18 protein-coding genes are annotated in these 12,661 nt (G+C 35.9%); 14 read left to right on the top strand and 4 right to left on the bottom strand.

Going from position 1 to position 12,661, the window contains the following annotated elements; translation table 11 throughout:
- Window positions 1–49 precede the first annotated feature (49 nt).
- The gene (locus BLR36_RS18830) at window positions 50–199 is read right to left on the bottom strand and encodes a hypothetical protein (protein ID WP_175454042.1); all 150 of its coding nucleotides are present in this window, start codon (window positions 197–199) and stop codon (window positions 50–52) included.
- 140 nt (window positions 200–339) lie between these two features.
- On the opposite strand from BLR36_RS18830, the gene BLR36_RS10775 reads away from it, so the two are divergent.
- Window positions 340–681 carry a zinc ribbon domain-containing protein YjdM gene (locus BLR36_RS10775; RefSeq protein WP_139185088.1) on the top strand — a complete coding sequence of 114 codons (342 nt, stop codon included), beginning with the start codon at window positions 340–342 and terminating at the stop codon, window positions 679–681.
- Window positions 682–730: 49 nt separating this feature from the next.
- Complete coding sequence (locus BLR36_RS10770) at window positions 731–1,621, top strand: DMT family transporter (RefSeq protein WP_093061745.1); 891 nt, start codon at window positions 731–733, stop codon at window positions 1,619–1,621.
- A gap of 57 nt (window positions 1,622–1,678) precedes the next feature.
- Here BLR36_RS10770 and BLR36_RS10765 read toward each other — a convergent pair whose 3' ends face one another.
- The gene (locus BLR36_RS10765) at window positions 1,679–2,455 is read right to left on the bottom strand and encodes an ABC transporter substrate-binding protein (RefSeq protein WP_254771377.1); all 777 of its coding nucleotides are present in this window, start codon (window positions 2,453–2,455) and stop codon (window positions 1,679–1,681) included.
- On the bottom strand, window positions 2,433–3,014 hold the full coding sequence (locus BLR36_RS10760) for a GNAT family N-acetyltransferase (protein WP_093061744.1): 582 nt from the start codon (window positions 3,012–3,014) through the stop codon (window positions 2,433–2,435). Before BLR36_RS10760 ends, BLR36_RS10765 begins: the two co-directional genes overlap by 23 nt.
- A gap of 216 nt (window positions 3,015–3,230) precedes the next feature.
- Here BLR36_RS10760 and BLR36_RS10755 point away from each other — a divergent pair, with 216 nt between their 5' ends.
- Window positions 3,231–3,779, top strand: a complete 549-nt coding sequence (locus tag BLR36_RS10755) for a histidine phosphatase family protein (RefSeq protein ID WP_093061743.1) — start codon at window positions 3,231–3,233, stop codon at window positions 3,777–3,779.
- Window positions 3,780–3,828: 49 nt separating this feature from the next.
- On the opposite strand, the gene BLR36_RS10750 is transcribed toward BLR36_RS10755, so the two are convergent.
- Entirely contained in the window at window positions 3,829–4,116 is a 288-nt protein-coding gene (locus BLR36_RS10750) for a YiaA/YiaB family inner membrane protein (RefSeq protein WP_093061742.1), read from the bottom strand.
- Window positions 4,117–4,314: 198 nt separating this feature from the next.
- Between BLR36_RS10750 and BLR36_RS10745 the strand changes: the two genes are divergently transcribed.
- The 11 genes from BLR36_RS10745 to BLR36_RS10695 all read left to right on the top strand — a co-directional run bounded on the left by BLR36_RS10745 (window position 4,315) and on the right by BLR36_RS10695 (window position 12,652).
- Window positions 4,315–4,596 (top strand): hypothetical protein, encoded by a 282-nt coding sequence (locus tag BLR36_RS10745; RefSeq protein ID WP_139185087.1) that lies wholly within the window; start codon window positions 4,315–4,317, stop codon window positions 4,594–4,596.
- Complete coding sequence (locus tag BLR36_RS10740) at window positions 4,583–5,095, top strand: GNAT family N-acetyltransferase (protein ID WP_093061740.1); 513 nt, start codon at window positions 4,583–4,585, stop codon at window positions 5,093–5,095. The genes BLR36_RS10745 and BLR36_RS10740 overlap by 14 nt, the downstream gene beginning before the upstream one ends.
- Before the next feature lie 52 nt (window positions 5,096–5,147).
- Window positions 5,148–5,705 (top strand): isochorismatase family protein, encoded by a 558-nt coding sequence (locus BLR36_RS10735; protein WP_093061739.1) that lies wholly within the window; start codon window positions 5,148–5,150, stop codon window positions 5,703–5,705.
- A 201-nt stretch (window positions 5,706–5,906) separates the two neighbouring features.
- Window positions 5,907–6,953: a hypothetical protein gene (locus tag BLR36_RS10730; protein ID WP_093061738.1), complete on the top strand. Its 1,047-nt coding sequence runs from the start codon at window positions 5,907–5,909 to the stop codon at window positions 6,951–6,953.
- A 451-nt stretch (window positions 6,954–7,404) separates the two neighbouring features.
- Complete coding sequence (locus BLR36_RS10725) at window positions 7,405–7,812, top strand: DUF2243 domain-containing protein (protein ID WP_254771383.1); 408 nt, start codon at window positions 7,405–7,407, stop codon at window positions 7,810–7,812.
- A gap of 19 nt (window positions 7,813–7,831) precedes the next feature.
- Window positions 7,832–8,764: a cytochrome c oxidase assembly protein gene (locus BLR36_RS10720; RefSeq protein ID WP_093061736.1), complete on the top strand. Its 933-nt coding sequence runs from the start codon at window positions 7,832–7,834 to the stop codon at window positions 8,762–8,764.
- A gap of 16 nt (window positions 8,765–8,780) precedes the next feature.
- Window positions 8,781–9,248, top strand: coding sequence for a YndM family protein (locus tag BLR36_RS10715; RefSeq protein WP_093061735.1), 468 nt, complete (start codon window positions 8,781–8,783; stop codon window positions 9,246–9,248).
- A 66-nt stretch (window positions 9,249–9,314) separates the two neighbouring features.
- Window positions 9,315–9,506 carry a hypothetical protein gene (locus BLR36_RS10710; protein ID WP_093061734.1) on the top strand — a complete coding sequence of 64 codons (192 nt, stop codon included), beginning with the start codon at window positions 9,315–9,317 and terminating at the stop codon, window positions 9,504–9,506.
- Window positions 9,507–9,618: 112 nt separating this feature from the next.
- Window positions 9,619–11,064: a magnesium transporter CorA family protein gene (locus BLR36_RS10705; RefSeq protein ID WP_093061733.1), complete on the top strand. Its 1,446-nt coding sequence runs from the start codon at window positions 9,619–9,621 to the stop codon at window positions 11,062–11,064.
- Window positions 11,065–11,166: 102 nt separating this feature from the next.
- Window positions 11,167–12,066 carry a DMT family transporter gene (locus tag BLR36_RS10700; protein ID WP_093061818.1) on the top strand — a complete coding sequence of 300 codons (900 nt, stop codon included), beginning with the start codon at window positions 11,167–11,169 and terminating at the stop codon, window positions 12,064–12,066.
- A gap of 64 nt (window positions 12,067–12,130) precedes the next feature.
- Window positions 12,131–12,652, top strand: coding sequence for a tubby C-terminal domain-like protein (locus tag BLR36_RS10695; protein ID WP_093061732.1), 522 nt, complete (start codon window positions 12,131–12,133; stop codon window positions 12,650–12,652).
- The last annotated feature ends 9 nt before the right edge of the window (window positions 12,653–12,661 follow it).

Below are 12,661 nucleotides of genomic sequence, written 5' to 3'. Positions count from 1 at the left end.
AAGCGATATGTCCATTGTAATTTCAATGGACATATCGCTTTTCTTTTTATTAAAACATTGGGAACACATATGAGATTAAGAACCAAAGTACACCAAAGAATATGATTAAGTACGCTGCATATTTGATGAAAGTAGCACCAACCATTCCAGAATCTGTTCGTTCTTCACGGTGTACTTCTACACGTTTTTCTTCCTCCATTTTAGTTCACTCCCACCGTTATAGTCTTATAGATTAAGTACCCATAGAAGAAAGGCATAAACATCAAAACTCTGTTGAATGGTTGAAGGACAACATGCAATACATTAGAATGATACTTATAAATGAATGGAGGTATAATCATGGCGGCTTTACCAAATTGTCCAAAATGTAATTCAGAATATACATATGAAGATGGCACTATGTTTGTTTGCCCAGAGTGTGCTCATGAATGGTCACAGCAGACAGAAAGTGATAGTACTGTAGAACAACAAATTGTAAAAGACTCGAACGGCAATATCTTAAATGATGGTGATGCAGTAACGGTCATTAAAGATTTAAAGGTAAAAGGTAGTTCATCTACGCTAAAACAAGGCACTAAGGTAAAAAGTATTCGTTTAGTAGAAGGAGATCATAATATCGACTGCAAAATTGATGGGTTCGGTGCGATGAAGTTAAAATCTGAATTCGTGAAAAAGATTTAATTGTACTCTGCGAAATATAAGCTCTTTCGCAGAATCGGAGGAGTAAACGATGAAATCTAAAATCCAGTTCTTATTATCAATGATTATCTTCGGCACAATTGGTTTGTTTGTAAGATACATTGATTTATCTTCGAGTGAAATAGCTTTATTACGTGGTTTAATTGGTAGTTTATTTTTAATGACCGTTGTGTTCATGATGAAGAAGAAAATTTCATGGGCGTTGGTTAAGGTAAATGCCATTGTTTTAATTCTTTCGAGTATTGCATTAGGTGGAAATTGGATTTTTCTTTTTCAAGCATTTAAGTATACGACCATTTCCAACGCAACATTAAGCTACTATTTTGCGCCTGTCATTGTACTAATGCTTTCACCACTTGTGCTTAAGGAAAAATTATCAGCTAAGAAAATAGTCTGCGTTAGTATAGCTATGTTAGGGATGTTATTCATTGTTGGTAATGGTAGTTTAAGTACATCTGGATTAGAAGATTTAATTGGTATTGGCTATGGTTTAATGGCAGCTGTATTATATGCATCCTTAATGCTGTTGAACAAGTTTATCAAAAACATGGATGGATTAGAAACTACATTACTTCAGCTTGGAACAGCTACAATACTTCTTATACCGTATGTTTTCTTTACAGAAGGATTTGGTATTTTGGAAGTGTCAGGTTCCTCCGTTCCATTTATATTAATCTTAGGGTTTGTACACACTGGAATTGGATTCTTATTTTTCTTCTCGGGGATGCAGAAGATAAAGGGGCAAAGCATAGCTGCACTAAGCTATGCAGATCCAATCACTTCATTAGTGATTTCTGCTATTGTCTTGCAGGAGCAAATGACATTTATTCAACTGCTGGGCGGTGCATTGCTTTTAGGTTCCACATTCGTTAGTGAAAGTAACTCAATGAAACTTCCAAGAATTTTAAAAACAGCAAAATAACGTAGTAAAACAGTGTGAAATTTTTGCTTCACACTGTTTTATGTTTTAAAGCGTTTTTCAGGTCAATTTTGCTAAATACTCCCCAGCTATGAGCATTCGAGAGCCATACCAAAACATCTCTCCATCAACTAGAATTATTTCCGTATGTGGAAGGAATGATTGGAACTCAGCTAGATGTTTTTCTTGAAATGGAAATGGTTCAGATGCTAGAAAAAGTTTATCGAGCTTAGCATCCGCTAGCTGTTCTTTTGTTACAGCAGGATATCTCGATTCTTCTTGAGTGAAAGGGTTATGAAAGCCCATCGCATGTAGCACGTCATTTATATAAGTTGTACCGCCAACGACCATATAAGGCTTTCTCCAAATTACATATGCAGCTTTACCATTCTCTTTACTACAAATGGACTGAAAGGATTTTTGGCATAAAGCTAAAAGAATACTTGCGTTCTCGTTAGTAGCTGTAACTTCTCCTAATGTAGTAATAAGTCTATATGCATCGTGTATAGATTTCACTTCCATTACAAAAACTGGCGCTATTTTTTCAAGCTCCCTTACCATCTCTTCGGTATTTTCCTCTTTCTCAGCAATGATAAGGTCAGGTAGAAGCTCTTTTATTTTCGTTAAATCTACTTCTTTTGTGCCTCCAACAATCGGTACATTTTGAATAGCATCCTGTGGGAATATGCAATACTTTGTTCGGCCAACTACTTCTTTTTCTAAGCCAAGGGAAAATAGTGTTTCCGTAATGGCGGGGCAGATGGAAATAATGCGCTTAGGTGATTTAGGGATAACAACTTGTCTACCAAGGTGGTCAATTACTTCGCGTGTCAACATGTTCCTGTTCCTCCTTAGTTTGCTGTGTGAAGCTTTCCCATTCCTCTCGCAATATTCCCATCCGAATCGAATCATAGTAATGACCGTCATAGAAACGTACCTTTCGAATACGGGCCTCCATCGTCATTCCAAGTTTTTCACCGACTCGAATCATACGATGGTTTCCTGACCAAGTTGTATAGCCAACTCGAACAAGAGGTAATGTAGTGAATAAATGATTAGTCCAGAGTCTTAAAGCACGTGTCCCTAATCCTTTACCCCAAGACCCCGTTTCATGAAATCCAATGCCCATCTCTAGCCATTTTGAAGTTTCATGCTCCCAGTAGTAAGAAACGATTCCTCTTAATACTCCATCTACTTCGATTCCCCAGAAATCTTCTCTAGTAATGTAGGAGTCAGCCTTCTCCATAAATTTGTCATACGGTACTGATTTATATTCATAATAGGGGGCATCCCATTTTTTCCACTCTGGCTTTTCATCCTTGCACATTAATTCCCACAGTCTAGTTAAGTCTTCACTCTTTATAGGTCTTATAATTAGTTCATTGTCTTGGTACAAAATTATTCCTCTTTTCATTCCGTAGTTTTATATAATTTTATTGGATTGAAAGAAGAGGTAGTACTACCTTTTACTTCCCAATCACCTGTAGAACGTTTTTCATCTCAATCACTCCTCTTAACTTCTTAAAACTAAGTATAAACAATAGTTCCGAAAATTCATATATTTAAAGGAATAGAAGTAGAAATGGCGAATGTAATGTGGAGGGGTGAGAAGATGAAAGAAAAGAAAATATACTTAATCAGACATTGCCAGGCAAAGGGACAGGAACCTTCTGCAGGGTTAACAAATGTAGGAAGAGAGAAAGCTTTAGAGCTCGTTCCTATATTAGAAAAATTTAATATAGATCATATTATTTCGAGTCCGTATAAAAGAGCGGTTCAAACAATTAAGCCATTTTCAGAAAGTAAAAGAATCCCAATTATAATAGATGACAATTTACAAGAACGAGTGCTGAGTGCTGATTCAATGGAGGATTGGTTAGAAAAACTAGAAAGAACATTTCTAGAGAGAGATTTAACATTTTCTGGTGGGGAGTCTAGTATCCAAGCATTAACACGTATCAGGGAAGTAGTGGATGAGGTTTTCGAAAATCAGCAAATGCGTAATGTAGCCATTGTTTCGCATGGCAACATTTTGTCCCTGCTTATTAATCACTATGAAACAACATTTGGATTTGCTCAATGGCAACAGATGAAAAACCCAGATATTTTTGTACTCGAAAAAGTAAATGATATTATCCATATAAAACGAATTGGACAATAAAAAAATCCTGTTTATGTATATAACGACAGGATTTATTTATTGAATTTTTCTATTCTTTTGTGCTTGGCGGAATTCGGTTGCCACTCATTTGTCGCTCTTGTTCTTGCTCAGCAATAATATCGTTATCTTCGGCATTATCTCGTGTAACTTTTTGTGTAAGAATCGCCCCAACTCCAACTAAAATCATAACTGCAATATAATACCCTTTCTCATTTAACTGCAAGTTATCTGCATTGTAAAGGCCAATGCAGAACATAAACACACCAGCAAATAACGTAAAATAAGCCAATACCGTAAAAGCCATCGTATTTCGTCTGCGATACCTTCTTTGATTCATAACTTCACTCCTTTATTAGTTCTATTTGCTATTGTATGAATCATGTTCTTGCTGAAATGAATAGTATAGGAAATTATTAGTTGGTAGGCTGGGGGCCTTAAATGTTTAATTCAAGCAGAGTGATTTACTTAATATGTTTAGCTCTATTATTAGGAGCTTGTAGTAATCGCAATACTTTTATTGCTGAAGATCTGGCAAGTGTTACTATCCAATGTATGGGTTCAGAAGAATTTTCAGGAAGTGACCGATGAAAAAATACTTAAGAAAATTGTAAAGGAAATCAATAATAGTAGAAGAGAGGGTACAGAAGAAATGGAATTTCCGGAAGGACACGATGTCGCACTAGAAACGGTGTCAGGTGCAACCTACGGCATGGTATTGTTTGATGGTGGGAAATCTTTAATAGAGGGTTTTTATATCCATTCCGATATTCCAAAATTTTGTAGTGAAAAAAGGTGGAGGGAAGATGATTCAAATTAATGGGGTGAGTATTCGAGCCATGAGCGAAAGCGACTATCCTTACATGGAAAAATGGCTGAATGATGATTTGGTCATCGAATATTATGGTCCGAGACTTACATTAGAACAAGTCGTTGCTAAATACGGCCCGAGAATCAAAGGAGATCATTATGTGAAACCTTGCATTGTGGAATATAAAAATAAACGGATAGGCTATATGCAATATTATAGGACACCTAAAGAGCAATTAAAGTTATACTCCTATCCAGCGGAAGAGTCTATCTACGGGATTGACCAATTTATCGGAGAACCCGGATTATGGGGGAAAGGGTTAGGGACAAAGATGATTAATGCCTTGTTAGAGTATTTAAGTTCGAAGCTAGGTGTTTCAAAGGTAGTTCTGGATGTCGACAGTACTAACCTACAGGCTATAAAGTGCTATGAAAAATGCGGTTTTCAAGTTGTGAAAGGTTTGGAAGATAATCACCTTTTAATGGAATGGATGAGGTCTTGGAAATAGAAGCAGTCGAATTGAGAGAAGGAAAAAATAAACCCAAAAGAGGTGTGTTGTTATGAAACAAGCATTATTAATAATTGATGCACAACAGGAGTTAATAGAAGGGAATGACCAGGAGGGTAGTGTTTTTCAAAAAGAACAGCTAATAGAAAATATCAATTTAGTTATTGCAAAAGCTACTGAATCAGATGCTTTGGTCGTTTTTGTTAGAGATACAGATGTGGCAGAAGGAAAAGGAGAAGGTTTTCAGGTACATCAGGATATTACTATACCAACAGATTCAAAGACATTCAATAAAGCCGCTACAAATTCATTTTATGGAACTGGATTAAAAGAATTTTTTAAGGAGCAGGAGATTAATCACCTAGTCATTATGGGCTGCCAGACCGAGCATTGTATTGACACAGCTGTACGGACCGCAACGGTATCCCAATTTGATGTCACTTTAGTTGGAGATGGACATTCAACTAAAGGTTCCTCAGTTCTTACGGCAGAGCAAATTATTAACCATCACAATAAAATTCTGCATGGGCATTATAATGTAGATAATTTTTCGATGGTAAGAAGTGCTGCAGAGGATTTGTTTCAGCCATTACATGATATGCATCGATGATAAATAGGTTGGCTTATTTAAAAACGATGCTCACTATTTTCGAAAATACTTTCTATAGAATACCAGGTAAATCAACAACTTATATTGTTGATTTACCTGGTATTTAATTTTATAGAGTAAAAATAATTACTTTATAAAGAAAAAGTAGTTGCTTTTTAAGGTAATTAAATTTACTATTAAAAGTAACAAAGGAGGGGTAGTGTGGAAGATATACGATTAAATGTTGCCTTATTAAGAAGGAAGGTTCCCAATTTGACAACGGCTGCGAAATCTATAGGGATTAGACCAGCGACTGTCTCGAATTTATGTACTGGAAAAATTGATTTAGGAAAGGCAGAGGTTAGGACCCTTGTGGGTCTAGCTTCATTAGCAAACTGTACGGTAGATGAATTAATCATACGGGGGGAGAAGTTAGATATGATTGAAACAAAAATTAAAGCATTAGATTTCTTTGCACCATTAGTAAAAGAGGGGACGACTGGTTTAGTTGCACGACCTGGAATGGGGCAGCTAGTAATTCTTGCAGAACTTATGCACAGGTTTAAAGATAGTAATTATACGACGATATTTTTATTGCCTCAAAAACAACGAGACCAACTTGAAACAGAGGGTATCACTGGGTTAGCCAATTATTTAACTGAATCCACTGAAGAGACGTTTTCAAAGTTATCCGAAATTTCTGGGGATATCCTGTTGATAACAGATAATAGTTATGTAGTTTCCGGTCAGTTATTAGATATGCAAGAAAAAATGATTAAAGAGGGCATTAAAAACGTTACGACAATCTTATTGGACCTTTCTGGAGAAGTTGTAGATGAGGATATTCCATTTGGACCGTTAGAAACAGTATGGCAATTAGATGCTGACCTTGCAGCGCGCCATATTTATCCTGCAATTCAACCAATATACTCTACCTCTTCCCTTTTAGAAGGAGTGGACGTGGATCAACGTCACTTTAATTTAAGGCAAAGAGCACAGAAATTACTTAGACGTTATAGAGAGCTTAGGTCATTAGTTGTTGTCCATGGATTGGATAAAATTAGAAGTAATGAATTGGAAACTTACGAACAAGGAGAACGATTAGAAGCCTATTTTACGCAGCCCTTTTATGTTGCAGAGTCCTTTACGGGTCAAACTGGACAAGAGGTTCCATTAGCCCAAACACTTCAAGATGTCGAATATATTTTAGATGGGAAAGCTGATGGAAATTCAGTAGATAGTATGAAATATATAGGTAGTCTAATGTAATAATTTTATACTAAAAGGCTAGGTCAAAATTTTACGAACAATAACGTTTTCATGTTTCTCTATTAGGTTTCCGCTACAGTTGTTTTCCGTTACGGAAGATGCTTTCCGGGGGCACGGCTCGAGCCTGTAATCTCTCACTCGTGCTGTTCCCCTAGGAATCGCGGTCTACACTTCAAACAAACAGCATATAAGGTTCTATAATTTTCTATAAACTATAAAATAAGAAAAAAACGTGAAATCTAACTGATTTCACGTTTTTATATTTAAAGACCACCGTATCACAACATCCTTAGTAGTTCTTGTCATTGGGATCATGCGATAACCTAGAGTTTAAATCATACCTCAAAAGGAGAAGCTAACTTAAAAAAGGGTGTTATTAATGACGAATTCTATAGGCACTTCCGCTGATAATAACCAAAACCCACATAAAAAAGAATACGCCAAACAGAATATGTGGACCGGTATTTTGTTTGGACTTGGGATTGTGGCATTTATAGATGAAGTAGTTTTTCATCAGCTTCTGCATTGGCATCATTTTTACGATAAATCTACAACGGATATTGGACTAGTATCGGATGGGCTATTTCATGCGTTTAGCTTTATAGCTACGATAGGAGCATCTTTTTTACTGGCAGACCTTCATAGGCGTCATGCGTTTTGGTTGAAGAGATGGATTGGTGGGATTCTTCTAGGCGCAGGTGTTTTTCAACTATATGATGGAATCATTCAACATAAGTGGATGGGTTTACATCAAATTCGTTATGATGTGAACATTCTTCCATATGATTTAGTGTGGAATGTCTTGGCCGCTATTATGATTCTGATTGGAGCAGTTTTTATCTATCGTACGAAATCATAAATGGAGGTAAAAATTTAAGATGCATACGCACGAACAGTATTTTGCAGTCAGCCTCCAAGTTTTGGTGGCAATTCCTTTTTTGTTGTTATTTATCTTTTATATTTTGGCTGTAGTTCTGTCCAATCGAAAGAAAAAGCGATGGTCCGTATACAGACTTGTCGCATGGAACATGGGCCTATTATGTGTATTACTCGCTGTAATTGGTCCCATTGCAGATAGGGCGCACACCGTTTTTTCTTTCCATATGATTGGTCATGTATTACTTGGAATGTTAGCACCACTATTGTTGGCATTAGGCGCCCCGATAACGCTTCTACTACGAACAATTAGTGTACCTATAGCTAGGAGGCTAACAACAATTTTAAGCAGTCGTCCTTTGCATGCTGTTCAAGATCCAGTTACTGCTTCCATACTAAATATAGGTGGTTTGTGGTTGCTTTACACAACTGAATTGTTTCCTATGATGCACGAATATATGCTCCTATATGTAATCATTCATGTTCATATTTTTCTAGCTGGGTATGTATTTACGAATTCTATTATTTCTGTTGATGTGGCTCCTTTTAAAAAAAGTTATTTATATCGTACAATTATCTTTCTTTTTGCTTTAGCAGCTCATGCTATGTTAGCAAAGTATATATATGCCAATCCTCCAGTTGGGGTTTCAAAAACTCAAGCAGAATTAGGTGGCATGATTATGTATTACAGTGGGGATACTGTGGAAGTAGGACTAATTGTCATACTTTTTTATCATTGGTATAAAAAAAGTCGTCCTAAATTCCATATTAGAAAGGAAGGGTTTGCTATAAGTACTAATAAAAAGTTTACCGTAGCTGGCACAGATATTGAGGAAGTGAAAAGATTAAACGCCAATTCAGGCATGAGTTATCGTGAAATAAATGAATGGTTTGCAAAGCAGCAGGCTAAAGCACACACATCAAAAAAGAGGTAGATAGGAGCTGAAACAAATGTATATGAAAGCCCTTTTGATGAAGTTTGTTATGATTACCTTGGTGTTATGGGTAGTTTTGGGTATATTTTATGATGTATCTATTCCGGATATTCTCGTCACTAGTGTGGTTCTTACGGTAGTAGGATATGTAGGAGATATTTTTATATTACCTAAAATAGGGAATGTATGGGCAGCAATAAGTGATTTTGTCATTGCCTATGTGGTAATTTACTCTTTAGGTTCTAATATATACGTACAACCAATGGCTCTTGGGTCGGCTGCTTTTATCTCTGCTTTGCTATTAATGATAGGTGAACTCTATTTACATCGATATATGGACACAAATATCTTCGAACCGAGGAAATCTAATCCGCATGAAAAAGTAGGATATTACAACCGAACGAACTTACTAACAGAATTCGCTGAAGAAGTGGATATTGATTCTTTAGTGGAACAAGAGCGAAAAAACAGTACGGATAAATAAATTAATAAATTTAGTATATGTTTCATCTTTCAGTCCATTCTAATATGGTCAAGGAGGTGAGCAGTCATGGGAAACAATAATAACCGCAATAATAACAAAAATAACCGCAATAACAATAACCAAAACAATCCAGCTGAGTTTGGTGAGGATTTCAACTTTGACAATATAAACGAGCAAAATCAAAACGAACAAAATAAAAGAAACAACCAAAATGAGCGCAATAACAATCGAAACAACAATAATAACAACATAAAATAATTAGCTTGTAATACAGTCATTCTTAAGGAAAACTTTAGGAATGACTGTATTTTGGGTTTATAAAGCAAACAAGAAAGGTAAATAAGGATATCGACATAAAGTAGGTGAAAAAATGGAAAGTATAGAGATTCGCTCCTTGAATGTTACGAATGCATACATGACTTATCTATTTCCATTCTCTTTTCGAGAGAAAGAACGGAAAAAATTAATGGAGCAGCTAGAAAAGAATCATTTTACCTTTTTCACTTTAGATAATGAGGAAATGCAAGACAAATATTATGGAGATGATATAAAAATCGTCCATGAAGAATTGGATCAGTTCTTTTTGCCGTTCATCGAAGACAAATTATTCCCTACTAATACAAATAATAGGGGTTTTTTGCGTTATTCAAAAGTAGTAGCAGAATCTTTTACATACGAAGTAAATAAGAATAAATTTGGTTTTATCATTAACAGTGTAGATATTACTTTATGTCCTTTTGGTATTGGGATAATCACTATTCGGGTGACAATGGATGAAGAGCAAGAAACATTGACTAATATCGTAGACCACATTGCCCACTTTCGAGTGTTAGAGCCAAAGATTCCTTTCGATAAAGGCGCTAAAATTCACCAAAAAAATAAAGTATTCGAAACGACAAATGAACTCGTTTTTGATTATTTATGTTTACCTCTAAAACCATTTATTATCCATGATGAAAAGCTTGCAGGGTATTATGGTAGTCTTCCTTTTTTTGAAGATGAGCGGATGCATAGCTCAATCTTTTTAATCGCCGATGAACAATCCGAAATTACACAAGATCAGTTGTACCGGTTAGCCCATTTAGATGGAAGGGATACAAACGGAAATGAGTTTATATCGACCTCCAATCCAAATTATATGAAGCGTTATGTAGAAAGTCGCATTCATGATCGTTGGGCACCGGATACATATACTATTTCTTCCGAACATACCCAGGTCACGCTATCTGTTGAGAGAAAAGAACAATTAGAGCAAAAAATTTCTCAATTTATGAGTGTGCACTACTATAATTTAATGCTCCATTATTACTATAAAATTATGCTTTTGAAGGTTTCTTTTGAGCACAGTGAGGTTAGTTGGGCAAAGGATAAACGATATGTGGAGGAGTTAATAGAACTAATATCCAAATTCTCTTCCCGCTATTATTTTGAAGAAGTTTCTACTAGAACGGAAGGGAAAGAGTTAACACATCAGCTACGGGAAGTATTTCGTTTGCATAACCTTTTTGATGAAGTAAAACAAACGGTAGATGATTTATATAGAGCTCAGGATAACCAGTCGGATAAACGAAATAATTCACTCCTATTTATGTTAACTATTTTTACAGTAGTTTCTGGTATTTATGGTATGAACCTAGTCATAGAGGATTGGAAGGGCAAAACCGATTGGTCAAAGGTGCCAGGCTATTCCTTTTTTGAATGGATTTCACTAATTACTGCGTTAACGGGAATTGGCTTATCTATTGCCTTAATAGGGTACACAGGAGGTAAAGGAATTTACGATAGATATCGAAAATGGAAAAGAGATCGATCTTAAACTCTTATCAATGGCTGATGAAGTTTTTTGTGTTTCCTATTTCAAGCTATATCCCGTATATTAGATTATATAAAAAGAATTGCAAAAGAACGGGGTAAAGAAGTGAATCAAGCAAATACATCTAAATCAATTGTGTTACCATTAATCATTTCCATTATAGCGATTTCGTTTGCGGCCATTTTTGTTAAGTGGTCTCATGCACCTGCAACTATATTGAGTATGTACCGAATGATTTTAGCGACATTGTTACTATTACCAGTAGTATGGTTAAAAAGAGCAGAGTTCAAAAAGTTAGCAAACAAAGAATGGATCCTGCTGTTTGTTGCAGGTATGTTCTTAGCTTTACACTTTGCATTATGGTTTGGTTCTTTAAAGCTAACAACAGTTGCCAGCTCCACTATTATCCTAGCACTCCAACCGATTATTGCCTTGATCGGTGGTGCCCTATTATTCAAAGAGAAAACGACTAAAGCGGCACTAATGACTATGGGTATTGCAGTTATAGGGGCAGTGATGATTGGTTGGGGTGATTTTGGACTGAGCAGAAATGCCATTATTGGTGATATTCTTTCATTTTTAAGCGTTATTGCAGTTGTAGGATATTTGTTAATTGGGCAAAAAGCAGTGAAGAAGGTTTCGCATTGGATTTATAGTTTTACTGTTTTTGGGTTTGCGGCGATAGCACTCATTGTTTATAACTTGCTGGCGGGCGTAGTAATGGTAGGCTATGATTTAAAAGAATGGGGAATTTTCTTGTTGTTAGCTATCGTACCGACTATTTCTCACTTAATCAACAATTGGTTGATGAATTATGTGACCGCCACTACTATTTCTATGAGTATATTAGGGGAACCAGTAGGGGCAACCATTCTCGCTGCTATTTTCCTAGGCGAGCGATTAGTAGGATGGCAAATTGTTGGTGGAATTCTAGTGCTCGTTGGAGTGTTTTTATTTATCCTGCAACAGATGAGTCGGTACCCGAAAAATAAAGAGAAAAATTAGGATGTTTGTTTCCCGGGAAATAATTTAGTCGAGTTATGTAATATTTTTCACAGGAGGGACAAACGTGGCTTACTATACATACGAGCAACCTATTAATATTGAGGAGACCCCGAAAACCTCTGTTTATAACGAAAAAGGAGAAATTGTTTATACCTTTAAACGATATTATTCCAATGGATTGAAGAAAAGATTGGATAAGCTAATGGATTACCGTTATTTTCTTTGGTATAACGTTTACAACACGAACGATGAGTTAGTCTTTATGTGTAAAAAAGTATCACGTAAAGGGAAAGTCTATTTTGAGGCGTTCGACTACATCGACCAAAAGAAATACTTGGTTGCGTATGACAAGTGGAAAGAACTCGTACCAGATTTACTTATCACAGATGGACATTTGCAAATAAAATTAGATAAGGAAATGGAAGATTGGTCTAAGTTTATTTACAATGAAAAAGAAATTGCGAGATGGAAAGCGACTTTAGACAATGTTTTTCAAATGAAGCTAGAAGTAATAGACCATTCTCCAGTGAAAAATGTAGCTTTTTTTATTGCCATTAGCCAATGTGCTTTGTACATTGGTTCTTAACTTAAAGCG

It is taken from the genome of Psychrobacillus sp. OK028, from assembly GCF_900103605.1.
GTDB lineage: Bacteria > Bacillota > Bacilli > Bacillales_A > Planococcaceae > Psychrobacillus.
Note: the sequence above shows the minus strand (reverse complement) of the source record. Positions and strands in the feature narration are given on the sequence as shown.

Bases quoted from the DNA above. Each gene is read 5' to 3' on its own strand.
- BLR36_RS10725 (WP_254771383.1), top strand. From the start codon at position 7,405: ATGTGGACCGGTATTTTGTTTGGACTTGGGATTGTGGCATTTATAGAT.
- BLR36_RS10750 (WP_093061742.1), bottom strand. From the start codon at position 4,116: ATGAATCAAAGAAGGTATCGCAGACGAAATACGATGGCTTTTACGGTA.
- BLR36_RS10705 (WP_093061733.1), top strand. From the start codon at position 9,619: ATGGAAAGTATAGAGATTCGCTCCTTGAATGTTACGAATGCATACATG.
- BLR36_RS10710 (WP_093061734.1), top strand. From the start codon at position 9,315: ATGGGAAACAATAATAACCGCAATAATAACAAAAATAACCGCAATAAC.
- BLR36_RS18830 (WP_175454042.1), bottom strand. From the start codon at position 199: ATGGAGGAAGAAAAACGTGTAGAAGTACACCGTGAAGAACGAACAGAT.
- BLR36_RS10755 (WP_093061743.1), top strand. From the start codon at position 3,231: ATGAAAGAAAAGAAAATATACTTAATCAGACATTGCCAGGCAAAGGGA.
- BLR36_RS10715 (WP_093061735.1), top strand. From the start codon at position 8,781: ATGTATATGAAAGCCCTTTTGATGAAGTTTGTTATGATTACCTTGGTG.
- BLR36_RS10765 (WP_254771377.1), bottom strand. From the start codon at position 2,455: ATGTTGACACGCGAAGTAATTGACCACCTTGGTAGACAAGTTGTTATC.
- BLR36_RS10770 (WP_093061745.1), top strand. From the start codon at position 731: ATGAAATCTAAAATCCAGTTCTTATTATCAATGATTATCTTCGGCACA.
- BLR36_RS10740 (WP_093061740.1), top strand. From the start codon at position 4,583: ATGATTCAAATTAATGGGGTGAGTATTCGAGCCATGAGCGAAAGCGAC.
- BLR36_RS10720 (WP_093061736.1), top strand. From the start codon at position 7,832: ATGCATACGCACGAACAGTATTTTGCAGTCAGCCTCCAAGTTTTGGTG.
- BLR36_RS10735 (WP_093061739.1), top strand. From the start codon at position 5,148: ATGAAACAAGCATTATTAATAATTGATGCACAACAGGAGTTAATAGAA.
- BLR36_RS10775 (WP_139185088.1), top strand. From the start codon at position 340: ATGGCGGCTTTACCAAATTGTCCAAAATGTAATTCAGAATATACATAT.